The sequence below is a fragment of the Burkholderia sp. BCC1638 genome (assembly GCF_902833195.1).
Lineage (GTDB): Bacteria > Pseudomonadota > Gammaproteobacteria > Burkholderiales > Burkholderiaceae > Burkholderia > Burkholderia diffusa.
In genome coordinates this window covers 134603-150587 of the sequence record NZ_CADFEC010000001.1, presented here as the reverse complement: position 1 = coordinate 150587, position 15985 = coordinate 134603, and the positions used below count along the sequence as shown (strand labels likewise).

General features: G+C 67.5%; 16 protein-coding genes. 11 read left to right on the top strand and 5 right to left on the bottom strand.

The window, feature by feature from the left end; translation table 11 throughout:
- Positions 1-7 precede the first annotated feature (7 nt).
- A complete protein-coding gene (locus HWX22_RS00685; RefSeq protein ID WP_175914826.1) occupies positions 8-433 on the bottom strand; it encodes a helix-turn-helix domain-containing protein in 426 nt (141 codons plus the stop codon).
- A gap of 111 nt (positions 434-544) precedes the next feature.
- Positions 545-985, bottom strand: coding sequence for a MarR family transcriptional regulator (locus tag HWX22_RS00680; protein ID WP_059818904.1), 441 nt, complete (start codon positions 983-985; stop codon positions 545-547).
- A 188-nt stretch (positions 986-1173) separates the two neighbouring features.
- Between HWX22_RS00680 and HWX22_RS00675 the strand changes: the two genes are divergently transcribed.
- Positions 1174-2655 carry a DHA2 family efflux MFS transporter permease subunit gene (locus HWX22_RS00675; protein WP_175914945.1) on the top strand — a complete coding sequence of 494 codons (1482 nt, stop codon included), beginning with the start codon at positions 1174-1176 and terminating at the stop codon, positions 2653-2655.
- Positions 2656-2692: 37 nt separating this feature from the next.
- Here the strand turns inward: HWX22_RS00675 and HWX22_RS00670 are convergent, their stop codons facing one another.
- Entirely contained in the window at positions 2693-4207 is a 1515-nt protein-coding gene (locus HWX22_RS00670; protein ID WP_059524999.1) for an acetyl-CoA hydrolase/transferase family protein, read from the bottom strand.
- Between the two features lie 644 nt (positions 4208-4851).
- Here HWX22_RS00670 and HWX22_RS00665 point away from each other — a divergent pair.
- From HWX22_RS00665 to HWX22_RS00630, 8 genes are all read left to right on the top strand, one after another.
- On the top strand, positions 4852-5532 hold the full coding sequence (locus HWX22_RS00665; RefSeq protein WP_175914944.1) for a CDP-alcohol phosphatidyltransferase family protein: 681 nt from the start codon (positions 4852-4854) through the stop codon (positions 5530-5532).
- Positions 5529-6338, top strand: a complete 810-nt coding sequence (locus HWX22_RS00660; protein WP_175907284.1) for a 2OG-Fe(II) oxygenase — start codon at positions 5529-5531, stop codon at positions 6336-6338. Before HWX22_RS00665 ends, HWX22_RS00660 begins: the two co-directional genes overlap by 4 nt.
- Positions 6335-7336, top strand: coding sequence for an HpnL family protein (locus tag HWX22_RS00655; protein ID WP_175907286.1), 1002 nt, complete (start codon positions 6335-6337; stop codon positions 7334-7336). Before HWX22_RS00660 ends, HWX22_RS00655 begins: the two co-directional genes overlap by 4 nt.
- Positions 7337-7372: 36 nt before the next feature.
- Positions 7373-8140, top strand: coding sequence for a phosphocholine cytidylyltransferase family protein (locus HWX22_RS00650; protein ID WP_059524991.1), 768 nt, complete (start codon positions 7373-7375; stop codon positions 8138-8140).
- Positions 8137-9825: a phosphoenolpyruvate mutase gene (gene aepX / locus HWX22_RS00645; RefSeq protein WP_175907288.1), complete on the top strand. Its 1689-nt coding sequence runs from the start codon at positions 8137-8139 to the stop codon at positions 9823-9825. The genes HWX22_RS00650 and aepX overlap by 4 nt, the downstream gene beginning before the upstream one ends.
- The gene (aepY, locus tag HWX22_RS00640; RefSeq protein ID WP_175907290.1) at positions 9822-11003 is read left to right on the top strand and encodes a phosphonopyruvate decarboxylase; all 1182 of its coding nucleotides are present in this window, start codon (positions 9822-9824) and stop codon (positions 11001-11003) included. The genes aepX and aepY overlap by 4 nt, the downstream gene beginning before the upstream one ends.
- A complete protein-coding gene (locus HWX22_RS00635; RefSeq protein ID WP_175914825.1) occupies positions 11003-12067 on the top strand; it encodes a 2-aminoethylphosphonate aminotransferase in 1065 nt (354 codons plus the stop codon). The genes aepY and HWX22_RS00635 overlap by 1 nt, the downstream gene beginning before the upstream one ends.
- 219 nt (positions 12068-12286) lie before the next feature.
- Positions 12287-12844 (top strand): hypothetical protein, encoded by a 558-nt coding sequence (locus HWX22_RS00630; RefSeq protein ID WP_175914824.1) that lies wholly within the window; start codon positions 12287-12289, stop codon positions 12842-12844.
- Between the two features lie 252 nt (positions 12845-13096).
- Here the strand turns inward: HWX22_RS00630 and HWX22_RS00625 are convergent, their stop codons facing one another.
- Positions 13097-14248: an acyltransferase gene (locus tag HWX22_RS00625; RefSeq protein WP_175914823.1), complete on the bottom strand. Its 1152-nt coding sequence runs from the start codon at positions 14246-14248 to the stop codon at positions 13097-13099.
- 35 nt (positions 14249-14283) lie between these two features.
- On the opposite strand from HWX22_RS00625, the gene HWX22_RS00620 reads away from it, so the two are divergent.
- Both HWX22_RS00620 and pip read left to right on the top strand, forming a co-directional pair.
- Positions 14284-14451, top strand: a complete 168-nt coding sequence (locus tag HWX22_RS00620; protein WP_175907299.1) for a hypothetical protein — start codon at positions 14284-14286, stop codon at positions 14449-14451.
- Positions 14452-14605: 154 nt separating this feature from the next.
- Positions 14606-15538, top strand: coding sequence for a prolyl aminopeptidase (pip, locus tag HWX22_RS00615; protein ID WP_059524980.1), 933 nt, complete (start codon positions 14606-14608; stop codon positions 15536-15538).
- A gap of 58 nt (positions 15539-15596) precedes the next feature.
- Here the strand turns inward: pip and HWX22_RS00610 are convergent, their stop codons facing one another.
- Entirely contained in the window at positions 15597-15869 is a 273-nt protein-coding gene (locus HWX22_RS00610) for a hypothetical protein (RefSeq protein ID WP_059525674.1), read from the bottom strand.
- Positions 15870-15985: the final 116 nt, after the last annotated feature.

Here is a 15985-nt window from a genome sequence, read left to right as displayed (position 1 = left end):
TGACCGCTTACGCTCCTTCCGTCTTCGTGCGGCGCGCTGGATGCCGATGCGCCACGATGCGCAGCAGCTTGCGGAACGACGGACACTCGAGATGACTCGGCGCCGGGCAGACGGCCGCGTGCCGCAACGCGTCGCGCACCGCGCCGAGACGGCGGATCGTACGGTCGAGCTCGTCGGCCTTGTCGTCGAGCTTCGCGCGATCGATCGCGGGCCGGCCGTCCGCGCCGAACATCGCGAGGATGTCGTCCAGCGAAAAGCCGGCCTCACGGCCGAGCGCGATCAGCGCAAGACGCTCCAGCACCGACTCGTCGTACTGGCGCCGCAGCCCGTGACGGCCGTTCGGCACGATCAATCCCTTTTCCTCGTAGTAGCGCAGCGTCGACGCGGGCAAGCCCGAGCGGCGCGCGACTTCGGCAATGTCCAGGCGGCTCATGCTCGATCTCAAGTGAACTTGAAGTCGCAAGATAGCCGCTCGACTCCTTCGATACAAGCCTGGACCGCCATGAACCGCCGGCACCGGGTCGTTGGGCGCCGCGCACCGCGTTCATTCGCCGCCGCTGTCGATCAGGTTGTGGCGCACGCGCCCGAGCAGACGCACGAGCGTGTCGCGCTCGTCGCGCGTGAAGCCGCGCAACCCGTCGTCGGTGACCGTGTCGCCCACCTCCAGCATCTGCGGAAAGATGTCGCGTGACTTGTCGGTCAGCCGGATCACGAACGCGCGGCGATCGTCGTCGTTCGCGATGCGTTCGATCCATCCGCAAACTTCCATCCGGTCGAGCAGCCGCGTCAGCGAGATCGGCGTGATCTCGAGCCATTCCGCGAGCCGCGCCTGATTCATCTCGCCCTTCCACGTCAGGTACGCGAGCACGCGGCTTTGCGCGCGCGTCAATCCGATGCGCTTCGCGCGCCGGTCGAACAGGCGTCCTTGCAGGCGGGCCACGTCGGAAATCAGGTAGCCGATCCGGTTCTCGTAAGTCTTGTCCATGCGGCGATTATAGGGGCAGGCCGCGAATCACCCGGGGCTCAGGCCAGGCGATGAGCACGAACATAATAAGCATGCTTATAATTCGAGCCATACCGGATCGCCGCCCACGGCGACCGCCCCACGGAGACACTCGCTTGAACCCCACCGCCGACGACGCCCCCGCCTCACCGCCCGCGCTCAACCGCCCGATGCTGACCCTGTCGATCATGCTCGCGACGCTGATCCAGACCCTCGACAGCACGATCGCGAACGTCGCACTGCCCCACATGCAGGGCACGCTGTCCGCATCGCAGGACGAAATCACCTGGGTGCTGACCTCCTACATCGTCGCCGCGGCGATCGCGACGCCGCTGACCGGCTGGCTGTCCGACCGCCTCAGCATGAAGCGGCTGCTGACGATCTCGATCGCGGGCTTCACGATCGCGTCCGCGCTGTGCGGACTGTCCGAATCGCTCGTGCAGATCGTCGGCGCGCGGCTGCTGCAGGGCGTGTTCGGCGCCGCGCTGGTGCCGCTGTCGCAGTCGATCCTGCTCGACATCAACCCGCGCGAGAAACAGGGCCAGGCGATGGCGATCTGGGGGATGGGCGTGATGGTCGGCCCGATCCTCGGCCCGACGCTCGGCGGCTGGCTCACCGACAGCTACAACTGGCGCTGGGTATTCTTCATCAACGTGCCGATCGGCGCGTTCGCGCTGGCCGGCGTGCTGACCTTCCTGCCCGCGCGCGCGCCGCGTCCGCACGTCAAATTCGACGCGTTCGGCTTCGCGACGCTCACGCTCGCGATCGGCGCGTTCCAGGCGATGCTCGACCGCGGCGAACAGCTCGACTGGTTCGGCTCGTACGAAATACGCATCGAGGCGCTCGTCGCGGCCCTGAGCTTCGCGTTCTTCCTCGTGCATACGGCAACCGTCGGCAAGGCGTCGTTCTTCAAGTCGGAGCTGCTGCGCGACCCGAACTTCGCGACCGGCACGCTGTTCATCTTCGTCGTCGGCGCGGTGCTGTACGCGACGCGCGCGCTGTTGCCGCCGATGCTGCAGAACCTGATGGGCTATCCGGTCGCGACGACGGGCCTCGTCACCGCGCCGAGCGGTGCCGGCACGATGATCGCGATGCTGTTCGTCGGGCGCTTGTTGAAATACGTGGATGCGCGGGCGCTGTTGTTCGCCGGGCTGGCGATTTCCGCGCTCGCGCTGTGGCAGATGATGCAGTACACGATCGTGCTGTCCGAGGCGGACATCGTGTGGCCCGGGGTGGTCCAGGGCTTCGGGCTGGGCCTCGTGTTCGTGCCGCTGAGCGCGCTGTCGTTCTCGACGCTGCAGCCGGAGCTGCGCGCGGACGGCACGGCCACCTACAGCCTGATGCGCAACATCGGCAGCAGTATCGGCATCTCGATCGTGCAGACGCTGATGACGCGCAACACGCAGGTCGCGCATGCCGACCTCGCGACCCACATCACGCCGTTCGACCCGGCCGTGCAGGCGATGGCCGGCAGCCACGTCGACATCGCGCTGCTCGACCGCACGATCAACCAGCAGGCCGCGATGATCGCCTACCTGAACGACTTCAAGCTGATGTTCGTCGCGACGCTGCTGATGATCCCATTGTTGCTGCTCATCCGCCCGCCGCAGAAAACGGCGAGCGTCGACGTCGCGCACGCGGCGATGGATTGACGATGCGACGGGCGCATACCCGCCGCAGGCCGCAACGTCAGGCCTTCATCGTCCCGGTGCGCACGTAACGCTCGTGCCACGACAACGCCTCGGCGAGCAGGTGCGGCGTGTGCTTGCCGAAGCTCTCGCGCGACGCGCGCTCGAAGTAGTCCTCAAGCATCGGCCGGTAGTCGGGATGCGCGCAGGTCGCGATGATCTTGCGCGCGCGCTGCTTCGGCGACAGGCCGCGCAGGTCGGCGAGCCCCTGCTCGGTGACGACCACCGCGACGTCGTGCTCGGTATGGTCGACGTGGCTCGCCATCGGCACGATCCGCGAGATCGCGCCGCCCTTCGCGGTGCTGGCCGACATGAAGCACGACAGGTAGCCGTTGCGCGCGAAGTCGCCCGAGCCGCCGATGCCGTTCTGGATCTTCGTGCCCATCACGTGCGTCGAGTTCACGTTGCCGTAGATGTCGGCCTCGATCATCCCGTTCATCGCGATGCAGCCGAGGCGGCGCACGAGTTCCGGATGGTTGCTGATCTCCTGCGGGCGCAGCAGGATCTTTTCGCGGAACGTTGCGATCTCGTCGGCGAAACGCTGCACGGCGGCCGGGCTCAGCGACAGCGCCGTGGCCGACGCGAAGCTCAGCGTGCCGTCGTCGAGCAGGTCGAGCATGCCGTCCTGGATCACTTCGGTATAAGCAGTCAGGTTCGAGAAGCCGGCCGAGCTCAGTTCCGCGAGCACCGCGTTCGTGATGTTGCCGACGCCCGACTGCAGCGGCAGCAGGTTTTCCGGCAGGCGGCCGCGCTTCACTTCATGGCGCAGGAAGTCGATCAGCTGCAGCGCGATCTGCTTCGACGTGGCGTCCGGCGCGGAGAACGCGTTGCTGCGATCCGGCGCGTCGGTCTCGACGATCGCGACGATCTTCTCCGCCGGGCAGCGCAGGTACGGCTCGCCGATCCGGTCGTCGCTTTTCGTCAGCGGAATCGGCTTGCGGTGCGGCGGCAGCGCGGTGCCGTAATAGACGTCGTGCATCCCGTCGAGACCGAGCGGCTGACGCGCGTTGACTTCGAGGATCACGTGCTTGGCCTGCTCGAGCCACGTCTTGTTGTTGCCGATCGACGCGGACGGAATCAGCAGCCCGTCCTCGCGGATGCCCGCGACTTCGACGATCGCGACGTCGAGCTCGCCATACAGCCCGAACCATGCGTATTGCGCGACGTGGCTCAGGTGGACGTCCTGGTAGTCGACTTCACCGGCGTTGATCTTGTCGCGCAGCGTCGGGTCGGACTGGTACGGCAGGCGCATCGAGATGCCGTCGGTGCGGGCGAGCGCGCCGTCGAGTTCCGGCGCGGTCGACGCGCCCGTCAGCACGTTGATCCGGAAGTCCTCGCCGCGCGCGTGGGCCGCGTCGATGTGGGCGGCGAGCGCGGCGGGCACGGCCTTCGGATAGCCGGATCCGGTGAAGCCGCTCATGGCGACGGTCATGCCGGGGCGGATCAGTGCGGCGGCTTCGTCAGCGGTGCGGACGAGCGAACGCAGGGCGGGAGCGAGGATGCGTGAAGAAGACATGGCTGTATATCTGACGCTTTGGTCTGTCGTTGACGTCGCGGGGGGGTGTCTCCTGAGCGACGCGAAGCCCTTGGGGCCGCGAGGGGCGGCCCGGCACCACGGGCACGGTCGGAGTATCGCAGAGGCCATCGCCGCGAAATGTCCGCTGGATGCAAAAGATACTTGCTGAATGCACCGGGTATCGAACGACAGTTCTGTGACAGCCCGCGGCGGCCGCAAGCGCATACATCCGAAAGGTGCGCGAAAGCGGACCGCCAGTTTTCCGCGCGAAAATTACGAACGGCTGAACGCGAATCGACCGATTCCTTTCCGGATTAGTCGCATCTCCGCGAAGAATCCGCATGCGATGGCCAATCGGCGATCGCCGCGGCCGATTGTCGCCCGTCGCGGCGGTTGCGGGCCTGATGCACGTCAACGCATCGACGCGCGCGAATCGCCGCCAGGCCCGCGTGCAAGGCCCGTCCGCCCTTGACAGCGGCGTGAGGCGAACCACACTGGATCAGACAGGGTCCGCCTGCGCGAACGCCGTTTCGCGCATCCGGTTTGCAACCGGCCGATGCCCGGAATGCGCGGTAACACTCCCGTATGTCAGGACATTGGTCGAAGAAAAAGCAACAAATTACAATTCCGTATATATTTCGCCGATGGACCAAAGAAAAACCGCTACACGCTCCGAACCGCCCCTGCCGCGCACCTGGGATGCTCGGCTCGCGCGCTCGCTCGTCCGACCGCTGATCGACACGCCCATTACCCCGAATCACCTCACCACCCTTCGTCTGCTGATCGGCCTCGCCGGCGCCTGGTGCCTTGCGCACGGCGGCTTCGGCTGGAGCAACGCGGGCGCATTCCTGATCGTGTTGTCGAACTTCGTCGATCACACCGACGGCGAACTCGCGCGCATCAGCGGCAAGTCCAGCAAGATCGGTCACTTTTACGACCTCGCGGCCGACGCGCTCGTGACGGTCGCGCTGTTCGTCAGCATGGGCGTCGGCATCGTCGCCCAGGGCGGCCAGATGGCCGCGTCGCCGGTGCTGCTCGGCGCGGTGGCCGGCGCAGCCGTCGCGCTGATCTTCTTCCTGCGCATGCGGATCGAATCGATCGCCGGCAAGGCCGGCACCAAGCAGGCGTTCGCCGGCGGCTTCGAGACGGAAGACGTGCTCTATCTGCTGCCGATCGTGACGCTCGTCGACGGCGTCCAGCCGTTCCTGCTCGCGGCATCGATTGGCGCCCCGCTGTTCGCCGCGTGGGTCGTGATCGACTGGTGGCGCATCGTTCGGCGAAGCGGCGCCCCTCAGAATTCAACCGAAATCCAGGCTTCCAAATGACTCCTAGCACGCGCGACGACTCCGTGCTGAGCCCGGCACGCCCCGCGCCTGCGCGCGCGGCAGCGGCCGATCCCGATCGCACCGTGGCCGACTGCGTCGGCCGTCTCGACCTCGACCGCCTGCGCGGCGACTACACGCGCCAGGGGTCGTTCCTGTACCTCGATACCTTCCTGCCGGCCGACGCGCACGCGAAACTCGCCGCCGCCGCCCGCGCGATGCAGGCCGGCCTGAACCGCAATTACCTGCCCGGCCACAAACAAGGCGGCAGCGTGAGCCGGCACACGATCGACGAACAGGCGCCGTACATCGCCGAGCTGTACCGGTCGAAGGCGCTGATCGGCTTCCTCGAGAAGATCACCGGCGACAAGCTGATGCTTTCGCCGGACGACGATCCGCACGCGTACGCGCTGTACTACTACACGAAGCCGGGCGACCACATCGGCTGGCATTACGACACGTCGTACTACGACGGCCGCCGCTACACGCTGCTGATCGGCGTGATCGACGAGTCGTCGTGCCGGCTCGACTACGAGCTGCATACGCGCAATCCGGACGTGCCCGACACGCCGGGCTCCGTGCAGATCGCCGACGGCGGCATCGTGCTGTTCGACGGCGACAAGCTGCGGCATCGCGTCACGCCGCTCGGCCAGAACGAGACGCGCGTGTCGCTCACTTTCGAATACGTGACCAACCCCGGCATGCGGCCGTGGAAGCGCTTCATCTCGAACATGAAGGACGCGATCGCGTATTTCGGTTTCCGCCAGGTGTTCAAGCAGCTGGCCACGCGACGGTCGGCCGGGTCATGACACGCGCCGGCCTGATCCTGCTGTCCCTCGGAACGGCACTCTTCGTCGCCCTGCTCGCGTGGCAGGGCGTCGGCGCGGTCGCGTCGACGTTTCTCGCGGCCGGCTGGGGCCTTGCGCTCGTCGCCGCATTCCACGTCGTACCGCTCGTGATCGACGCGCTGGCGATCTCGGTGATGTTCCGCCGCGGCCAGCCGGGCGCCGAGCTCGGCAACGCGCTGCGCGCGCGCTGGGTCGGCGAATCGGTGAACAGCCTGCTGCCCGCCGGGCAGATCGGCGGCCCGGTGCTGATGGTGCGCCACCTCGCGCAGCGCGGCACGCGGATGGCCGATGCCGCCGCCGCGGTCACCGTCAGCACGACGATGCAGGCGCTCGCGCAGATGGCGTTCGCGCTGATCGGCATCGCCGCGTTCAGCGTGTATGCGACGCACGAGTCCGTCGCTCACCTGCGCACGCCGGCGCTGATCGCCACCGGCGTGCTCGGCGCCCTCGCGGTCGCGTTCTACGTGGCGCAGCGGCGCGGGCTGTTCGGCCGCGGGCTGCGTCTCGCGTCGAAGCTGCTCGGCCCGCGCGACTGGTCGTCGCTGGCGACGCGCGCGGACGCGATCGACGACGCCGTCGGCGCGCTCTACCGCGATCGCGCGAAAGTCGCGAAGACCTTCGCATTGAGCCTCGCCGGCTGGATCGTCGGCACCGCCGAAGTGTGGCTCGCGCTGCACTTCCTCGGGCACCCGGTCAGCTGGCTCGACGCGCTGCTGCTCGAGAGCGTCGGCCAGGCGATTCGCGGTGCGGCATTCGCGATCCCGGGCTCGCTCGGCGCACAGGAAGGCGGTTACCTGCTGCTCGCGCCGCTGGTCGGCCTGCCGCCCGACGCGGCGCTCGCGCTGTCGCTCGCGAAGCGCGCGCGCGAACTCGCGCTCGGCCTGCCCGGCCTGCTCTATCTGCATTTCAGTGAAAGAAACTGGCAGCGGCGCCGCGCGCCGCAGCCCATCGCCGACTGATCGTTCAGATCCGCCGGCTTTTTGGTTGGAGAACCCATGCGAGCCATCATTCTTGCGGCAGGCCTCGGCTTGCGCCTGCAACAACCGCCCGAGGCGCAATTCCCGAAGTGCCTGCTGCGCTTCGACGACGTGTCGCTGCTCGAGCGCCATCTGCGCGTGCTCGACGCCGCCGGCGTCGATGAAATCGTGCTCGGGCTCGGCTTCCAGGCCGGGAAGGTCGAGCAGGAACTCGAGCGCCTCGGCCGCAGCGCCGAGATCGTGGTGAACGAGCGCTACGACCTCGGCAGCGTGCTGACCGTGCACACCGTCGCCGATGCGATGACGCGCGGCGGCGACGTGCTGCTGATGGACGCGGACGTGCTGTACGACGAGAACATCCTGCACGCGCTGGTCGCCGATCCGGACAAATCGGTGGACCGCCTGCTGATCGATCGCGACTTCGAGGCCGGCGACGAGCCCGTCAAGCTGTGCCTGAAGAACGGCGTGCCGGTCGAGCTGCGCAAGCAGCTCGCGGTCGACCTCGAATACGACACGATCGGCGAGTCGGTCGGCTTCTTCCGCTTCACCGAAGGCACCGCGCGCCGCCTCGCGACGATCGTCGCGGGCTACGTCGACAGCGGCCGCGCGAACATGCCGCACGAGGAAGCCGTGCGCGACCTGCTGCTCGAAGGCGGCCATTCGTTCGACGTCGCCGACGTCACGGGCTCGCCGTGGATCGAGATCGACTTCCCGAACGACGTCGCACGCGCCACGCAAGAAATTCTTCCCCTGATTCAACGCACGACCGCAGGAGCCGCACGATGAACGCACGCGAACCCAACTTCTCCGAATCGCGCAGCGCACGCCTGCGCCGCATGCTCGTCAGCAGCGACCTCGAATTCCTGATGGAAGCGCACAACGGCCTGTCGGCACGGATCGTCCGCGAAGCCGGCTTCAAGGGCATCTGGGCATCGGGCCTTGCGATCTCCGCGCAATTCGGCGTGCGCGACAACAACGAAGCGAGCTGGACCCAGGTCGTCGACGTGCTCGAGTTCATGGCCGACGCGAGCGACCTGCCGATCCTGCTCGACGGCGACACCGGCTACGGCAACTTCAACAACGTGCGCCGCCTCGTGAAAAAGCTCGAGCAGCGCGGCATCGCCGGCGTGTGCATCGAGGACAAGCAGTTCCCGAAGACGAACAGCTTCATCGACGGCGAGCGCCAGCCGCTCGCCGAGATCGACGAGTTCTGCGGCAAGATCAAGGCCGGCAAGGATTCGCAGAGCGATCCCGACTTCTCGATCGTCGCGCGCGTCGAGGCGCTGATCGCGGGCTGGGGGATGGACGAGGCGCTGCGCCGCGCGAACGCGTATGCGGAAGCCGGCGCCGACGCGATCCTGATTCACAGCAAGCTGTCGCGCCCGGACGAGATCCTGCAGTTCGCGCGCGAATGGAGCGGCCGCGCGCCGCTCGTGATCGTGCCGACCAAGTACTACAGCACGCCGACCGACGTGTTCCGCCAGGCCGGCATCAGCACCGTGATCTGGGCGAACCACCTGATCCGTGCGTCGGCATCGGCGATGCAGTCCGTCGCACGCGAGATCCACGAAAACCAGACGCTGATCAACGTCGAGGACCGCGTCGCGTCGGTCAACGAAATCTTCCGCCTGCAGGACGCCGACGAATACTCGGCGGCCGAGCGTATCTACCTGTCGTCGTCGTCGCGCGCGTCGAACGCCGCGATCGTGCTCGCCGCGAGCCGCGGCAAGGGGCTCGAGGCCGTCACCGAAGACAAGCCCAAGGTCATGCTGCCGGTCGCCGGCAAGCCGCTCCTGCGCTGGCTCGTCGATGGCTTCAAGAAGCATGGCGTGAACGACATCACCGTGGTCGGCGGCTATCGCGCCGACGCGATCGACACGTCGGGCATCAAGCTCGTCGTCAACGAGCGCCATGCGCAGACGGGCGAACTCACGTCGCTCGCATGCGCGGCCGAACGCCTGACCGGCGACACCGTGATCTCGTACGGCGACCTGCTGTTCCGCAGCTACATCCTGCGCGACCTGGCGGAGAGCGAGGCCGAGTTCAGCGTCGTCGTCGATTCGTCGCTCACGGAGACCCACCAGAGCGTGCGCGACTTCGCGCTCTGCTCGGCCGCGGACGATCGCGGCCTGTTCGGCCAGAAGACGTATCTGCAACGTGTATCGAGCGACGTCGCCGCCGCCGGCACGCCGCACGGCCGCTGGATCGGTCTGCTGAACGTGCGCGGCGCAGGCGTCGATCGTCTGAAGGCGATGCTCGCGACGCTGCAGGCGCGCCCCGATTTCGACACGCTCGACATCCCGTCCCTGCTCAACGAACTGATCGCCGCCGGCGAGAAGATCGAGGTGCAGTACGTGCACGGCCACTGGCGCGGCGTCAACGATCTCGAAGACTTCCGCCGCGCGGGCGACTTCGCGCACGGCCAGACGCCGCTGTCGGAGCCGGGCGCCGGCAACGGGGGCGCGCAATGATCGAAGCGGCCCAGTTCGTCGAGGCCGCGCGCGAACGCGGCTTCGACTGGTACGCGGGCGTGCCCTGCTCGTACCTGACGCCGTTCATCAACTACGTGCTGCAGGACCCGACGCTGCATTACCTGTCGGCGGCCAACGAAGGCGACGCGGTCGCGCTGATCGCGGGCGCCACGCTCGGCGGCAAGCGCGGGATCGCGATGATGCAGAACTCGGGGCTCGGCAACGCGGTGAGCCCGCTCACGTCGCTGACCTGGACGTTCCGGCTGCCGCAGCTGCTGATCGTCACGTGGCGCGGCCAGCCGGGCGTGGCCGACGAGCCGCAGCATGCGCTGATGGGGCCGATCACGCCCGCGATGCTCGACACGATGGAGATCCCGTGGGAGACGTTCCCGACCGACCCCGAACAGGTCGGCCCGGCACTCGACCGCGCGATCGCGCACATGGACGCAACGGGCCGCCCGTACGCGCTCGTGATGCAGAAAGGCAGCGTCGCGCCGTATGAACTGAAGGCGAACCCGGCGGCGCCGCCGCGCGCGCACGTCGCCGCGCAGTCGGCGGCACGCGCCGAAGCGCCCGCCGCGTGGCCGACCCGCCACGACGCGCTGCAGCGCGTGATCGCGCACACGCCGGTCGATTCGACCGTCGTGCTCGCGTCGACCGGCTTCTGCGGCCGCGAACTCTATGCCATCGACGACCGCCCGAACCAGCTGTACATGGTCGGCTCGATGGGCTGCGTGACGCCGCTCGCGCTGGGTCTCGCGCTCGCGCGCCCCGACCTGCGCGTGGTGGCCGTCGACGGCGACGGCGCCGCGCTGATGCGGATGGGCGTGTTCGCGACACTCGGCACCTACGGTCCGTCCAACCTCACGCACGTGCTGCTCGACAACGGCGCGCACGAATCGACCGGCGGTCAGGCGACCGTGTCGCGGCACGTGTCGTTCGCGGGCGTCGCGGCCGCATGCGGCTACGCATCGGCCGTCGAAGGCGATACGCTCGACGTGCTCGATGCGACGCTCGCGACGCAAGCCGACGGTGCGCAGTTCGTGCGCGTGGCGATCCGCACGGGCGTGCCCGACGGCCTGCCCCGCCCGACCGTCACGCCGGTCGAGGTCAAGACCCGCCTGATGCGGCATATCGGCGCCGCGCAGGCTGAAGCCCATGCCGAAGGAGCTCATTGATGCTGCTGCTGAATCCCGGCCCGGTAACGCTGACCGAACGCGTGCGCCGCAGCCTGCTGCAACCTGACCTGTGCCATCGCGAAAGCGAATTCTTCGATCTGCAGGATGAAGCGCGTGCGCGCCTCGTCGCCGCGTACGAGCTCGATCCGGCCGAATGGGCCGCCGTGCTGATGACGGGCTCGGGCACCGCCGCCGTCGAAAGCATGATCGCGGCGCTCGTGCCGCAGGACGGCAAGCTGCTCGTGATCGAGAACGGCGTGTACGGCGAGCGCATCACGCAGATCGCGACGCAGTACGGCATCGCGCACGACGTGCTGAAGCACGAATGGATGCAGGTGCCCGATCTCGCGCAGATCGCCGCGCGTCTCGACGCGGGCGGTTATTCGCACGTCGCGGTAATTCATCACGAAACGACGACCGGCCGGCTGAACGACCTCGGCGCGATCGCCGACGTGTGCCGCGCGCGCGGCGTGAAAATGCTCGTCGACGGCGTCAGCAGCTTCGGCGCGGAAGCGATCGACTTCGCCGGCGGCATGATCGACGCGGTCGCCGCGACCGCGAACAAGTGCCTGCACGGCGTGCCGGGCGCGGCGTTCGTGATCGTGCGCCGCGGCGCGCTTGCGAAGGCCGCGAGCCGCACGTATTACCTCGATCTCGGTCGCCTCGCGAAGCTTCAGGACCAGCGCAATACGCCGTTCACGCCGTCCGTGCACGCGTATTACGCGCTCGTCGAAGCGCTGCGCGAGTTCGACGAAGCCGGTGGCTGGCGTGCGCGCCATGCGCACTACAAGGCGCTCGCGGATCAGGCGCAGGCCGGCCTCGCCGCGCGCGGGATGCCGCTCGTGCTGCCCGAAGGCGCATCGTCGGTCGTGCTGCGCGCGTACCGGCTGCCGCAGGGCGTCACGTACGAGACGCTGCACGACGGCCTGAAGGCGCGCGGCTTCGTCATCTACGCGGGGCAAGGCGGGTTGTCGAAGGAACTGTTCCGCATCTCGACGATGGGCGCGATTCAGCCGGCCGATGTTGAGCGGTTGCTGGACGGTTTTACCGAGTTGACGCGGTAAACGGCTGACCTTTCTCGTCGACCTGAGGCCCGCAAGGGCCTTTTTCATTTGCGCCGATTTTTCGGCGAATGTGATACGGGTCGTTCGGGTTCGGTCGAATGGGACATCGTGTGTAGAATCTGCACGCTATCGCACCTCCATCGCGCATCCTCGAATTTCCCAACTCGGCGAACAACGCACGGTGCGATGCGAAATCCCCCAATCAACGACTGGAAGCCCATGATCAGGAATCGTGTCGCCTTCGCCCGGGCAGGAGTCATCACGGCGTCGCTGTGCTTCGTCCTTCCGGGTGGGCCCGCTCACGCCGCCACAGAGAGCAACGCCGCGACCGAGGCCCTGATCGATCAGGCGGTCGCGCTGACCGAGCGCGGGGATCCTGCCAGCATGGAAAAGACCATGGCAGGTTATCTGATCGATGCGTCCAAACGATTCAATGCGAACGTTCCGGACAATACGTGGCAATCCGTGCGCGCCGACGTCGATGAAATCATCTCGAACAAGATCAGGCCGGGGTACGGCGAACAGGCGCTTCTGGCAAGGCGTTTCATCAAGAATGCCAAATTCTCGGACGATGAACTCCGGCATCTCCTCGCCATGCTTCAGGATCCGGTCATGCAACGATGGACGGTCGCGATGCGGGATGGCGATACGACGCGCTATATGGCCGCGCTGTCTCAGCAAGTCAACAATCAGATGTGGTCAGTCGTTTCCATCGTCCTTCGGCGGCACGGCCTACAGACGAGCGACACGCCTGTCGCAGCGAAACAGAAGCAATAGGCGCATCACGCGCTGTCCGTTCTTCGCCGAACAGCGACGTGCGATCGGACGGCGCGGAAAGCGGGCTTCGGGCCGGTAGCGCACTCCCCGGAAAGCCGCGCAGCATTTTCGATCATGACCATGACGACACACCTTCGCCTTTTGCCTCTGCTCGCGCTCGCCGCCGGCACAGGCAACGCGCGAAGCGAAGACGCGCATTCGTCCGAGGCCCTGAAGCGTTTCAAGTGAGACGGCAGGCGAGCACGCGACGCCCTACTCCACCACCTTCGGCCCGATCGCATCGGCCGGCACCGGCATCCGCAGCGCATCGTCGCGCATGCGTCGCGCCTCGCGCGCGGCGTAGCGATCCTTCAACCGCAGGAACGGCTTCTCGACGAGGAAATAGCTCGCCGTCGCGGCCAGCAGCGCCCACACGATACCGAGCGGGAACGCGTGTGGAACCGCCAGATCCGGATTCGCGAACGGCTGCTGCCACAGATACAGGCTGAACGAGATCGTGCCGACGAACACGACCGGCGCGGCGCGCAGCCACCGCGCGCACCAGAACTCGCTGCGGAAATTCAGCACGACGATCAAGATCGCGATCAGCGCGGCCTCGAGCGTCACGCCGTAGGTTGCATTCCAGAAGCCACCGAGCCGATGCTCGGCAACGGGCATCCCGAACAGCACGATGACGACGAGCGCCGTCACGATGCGCGTCTCGCCGCGCCACGAGCGGATCCATGCTTCGAGCCGTTCGCGGTTGAGCGCCGCGTAGCAGCCGATCAGGATCGGATCGACGCCCGTATGCAACATCATCCCGAGTTGCCCGCGCAGCGCCGGTGCGACGAAATACGTGAGCGCGCGCACCAGCGGCACGATGAGGATCAGCACGGCCAGCCAGCGCGTGCCGCGACGGCGGGCGCCGTACACGAACAGCAGCGGCCAGAACCAGTAGAACTGCTCCTCGAGCGCGAGCGACCAGAAATGGCCGAGATACCACGCGCCGGCCGGATGCAGCGTGTTGTCGCCGGTCAGCCCGAACCACGCCGAGTAATTCCACAGATGCAGCGCCGCATACAGCCACTGCCGGCGATCGACGTCGAGCCAGCCGGCGATGGCGAGCACGCCGACGGTCGCGAGATACACGTAGCAGGCCGGCCAGATCCGCAACGCGCGGCGCACGTAGAACGACGTCAGCGCGATCCCGCCGGTGCGCGCGAATTCCGCGCGCAGCACGTTGGTGATCAGGAAGCCGCTGAGGACGAAGAAGATCAGCACGCCGAGCCGGCCGTCGGCGATCAGCCGCAGCGGCGCGAACCAGCCCGTGTAGCCGCCTGGCAGCACGTGCTCCGCATGGCCGACGACGACCATCGTGACCGCGACGGCGCGCAACCCGGTCAGCTGCTTGACGCGATGGTTCATCGGCTCGTTTCCCGTTGGCACGGTGGAGGAACGGTATGAAGGCCGGCGCCCGCGACCGGCTCGCCGATATGTCGCCGGGATTTTGTCTGAAAAATATCGGAACGAAATTGCTTCAAAAAATTTCGGTGCGCCTGTCGGCCGAAATGGCCGCGCCACACACCCGATGCCGGCCGGCGCACGACGGGCGGAATGAATGGGCATAATGACAAGCCTTGTCCGGCGGCGGCCGGTCCGATGCAGACACAACGAATTTTGCGGCGCCGCAATATCCGCGATACCGGCGCCGCGGTATTCCGATCGCACACCGGCCCGTACCTCGTCCGCCCTCCTGCCGACCTTCACCCCGGAGCCTGCCCCGTGTACCCACCGATCGAACCCTACGCCCATGGCCACCTCGACACCGGCGACGGCCACCGCATCTACTGGGAGCGCTGCGGCAACCCGTCCGGCAAGCCGGCGGTGTTCCTGCACGGCGGCCCGGGTGCGGGCTGCAGCCCCGACCATCGCCGCCTGTTCGATCCCGAGCGCTACGACATCCTGCTGTTCGACCAGCGCGGCTGCGGACGTTCGACGCCGCACGCGAGCCTCGACAACAACACGACCTGGGACCTGGTGGCCGACATCGAGCGGCTGCGCGAGATGGTGGGCGCGGAACAATGGCTCGTGTTCGGCGGCTCGTGGGGCAGCGCGCTCGGCCTCGCCTACGCGGAAACGCACCCGCGGCGCGTGAGCGCGCTCGTCGTGCGCGGCATCTTCACGATGCGCCGCGCGGAGTTGCTGTGGTACTACCAGGAAGGCGCGTCGTGGTTGTTCCCGGACCTGTGGGAGGAATTCCTCGCGCCGATCCCGGAAGCCGAGCGTGGCGACCTGATGGCCGCATACCATCGCCGGCTGACGGGCGACGACGAAGCCGCGAAGCTCGAAGCCGCGCGCGCATGGAGCATCTGGGAAGGCCGCACGATCACGCTGCTGCCCGATCCGGCGTTAGCCGCGCACTTCGCGGACGGCCACTACGCGCTCGCGTTCGCACGAATCGAAAACCACTACTTCGTGAACCGCGGTTTCGTCGACGAAGGCCAGTTGCTGCGCGACGCGCATCGCCTCGCCGGCATTCCGGGTGTGATCGTGCAAGGCCGCTACGACATCGCGACGCCCGCGCGCACCGCGTGGGACCTCGCGAAGGCATGGCCCGACGCGACGTTCGAGATCGTGCCGGACGCCGGGCATGCGTACAACGAACCGGGCATCCTGAAGGCACTGCTCGCCGCGACGGACCGGTTCGCCGCGTAAGCCGCAACGCCAGGCGGCACGTTGCAGCCGGCAATGCCGGCCTGCACGCGCCGCCCGCTCAAAGCGCGGCTTCGACGATCGTCCGGCCGCTGATCGCGCGCTCGACGAGCTGTTCGTCGCCGACCTTGCGGATCGCATCGTCGAGCAATCCTTCGGGCTGCTCGGTCGCGACCTTCAGCAGGCCCGACAGGCCGCGCGCATCGAGCACCACGAGCGTCTCCATCGAATCCGCGCGGCTCACGAGCACGCGACGGAATGCGGGGCCCGCGCCGAAGCTCGCGCAGAGCGCGATCGTCTCGTTACCGAGCGGGTAGTCGAAGTTCTTGATCATGTCTGCCGCCGTTGCAATGAAATGGCCACGCGCGACGGCGCGGCGCCGTGACGTCGACGCACCCGTGCGTGCCGCCGGCGCCGGACCCGGATCCGGTCCGTTCGTCGGCATCACCA

What these genes read in the sequence shown, in the direction of transcription:
- HWX22_RS00685 (WP_175914826.1), bottom strand. Translation starts at nt 433, where the DNA reads ATGAGCCGCCTGGACATTGCCGAAGTCGCGCGCCGCTCGGGCTTGCCC.
- HWX22_RS00680 (WP_059818904.1), bottom strand. Translation starts at nt 985, where the DNA reads ATGGACAAGACTTACGAGAACCGGATCGGCTACCTGATTTCCGACGTG.
- HWX22_RS00675 (WP_175914945.1), top strand. Translation starts at nt 1,174, where the DNA reads ATGCTGACCCTGTCGATCATGCTCGCGACGCTGATCCAGACCCTCGAC.
- HWX22_RS00670 (WP_059524999.1), bottom strand. Translation starts at nt 4,207, where the DNA reads ATGTCTTCTTCACGCATCCTCGCTCCCGCCCTGCGTTCGCTCGTCCGC.
- HWX22_RS00665 (WP_175914944.1), top strand. Translation starts at nt 4,852, where the DNA reads ATGGACCAAAGAAAAACCGCTACACGCTCCGAACCGCCCCTGCCGCGC.
- HWX22_RS00660 (WP_175907284.1), top strand. Translation starts at nt 5,529, where the DNA reads ATGACTCCTAGCACGCGCGACGACTCCGTGCTGAGCCCGGCACGCCCC.
- HWX22_RS00655 (WP_175907286.1), top strand. Translation starts at nt 6,335, where the DNA reads ATGACACGCGCCGGCCTGATCCTGCTGTCCCTCGGAACGGCACTCTTC.
- HWX22_RS00650 (WP_059524991.1), top strand. Translation starts at nt 7,373, where the DNA reads ATGCGAGCCATCATTCTTGCGGCAGGCCTCGGCTTGCGCCTGCAACAA.
- aepX (WP_175907288.1), top strand. Translation starts at nt 8,137, where the DNA reads ATGAACGCACGCGAACCCAACTTCTCCGAATCGCGCAGCGCACGCCTG.
- aepY (WP_175907290.1), top strand. Translation starts at nt 9,822, where the DNA reads ATGATCGAAGCGGCCCAGTTCGTCGAGGCCGCGCGCGAACGCGGCTTC.
- HWX22_RS00635 (WP_175914825.1), top strand. Translation starts at nt 11,003, where the DNA reads ATGCTGCTGCTGAATCCCGGCCCGGTAACGCTGACCGAACGCGTGCGC.
- HWX22_RS00630 (WP_175914824.1), top strand. Translation starts at nt 12,287, where the DNA reads ATGATCAGGAATCGTGTCGCCTTCGCCCGGGCAGGAGTCATCACGGCG.
- HWX22_RS00625 (WP_175914823.1), bottom strand. Translation starts at nt 14,248, where the DNA reads ATGAACCATCGCGTCAAGCAGCTGACCGGGTTGCGCGCCGTCGCGGTC.
- HWX22_RS00620 (WP_175907299.1), top strand. Translation starts at nt 14,284, where the DNA reads ATGAAGGCCGGCGCCCGCGACCGGCTCGCCGATATGTCGCCGGGATTT.
- HWX22_RS00610 (WP_059525674.1), bottom strand. Translation starts at nt 15,869, where the DNA reads ATGATCAAGAACTTCGACTACCCGCTCGGTAACGAGACGATCGCGCTC.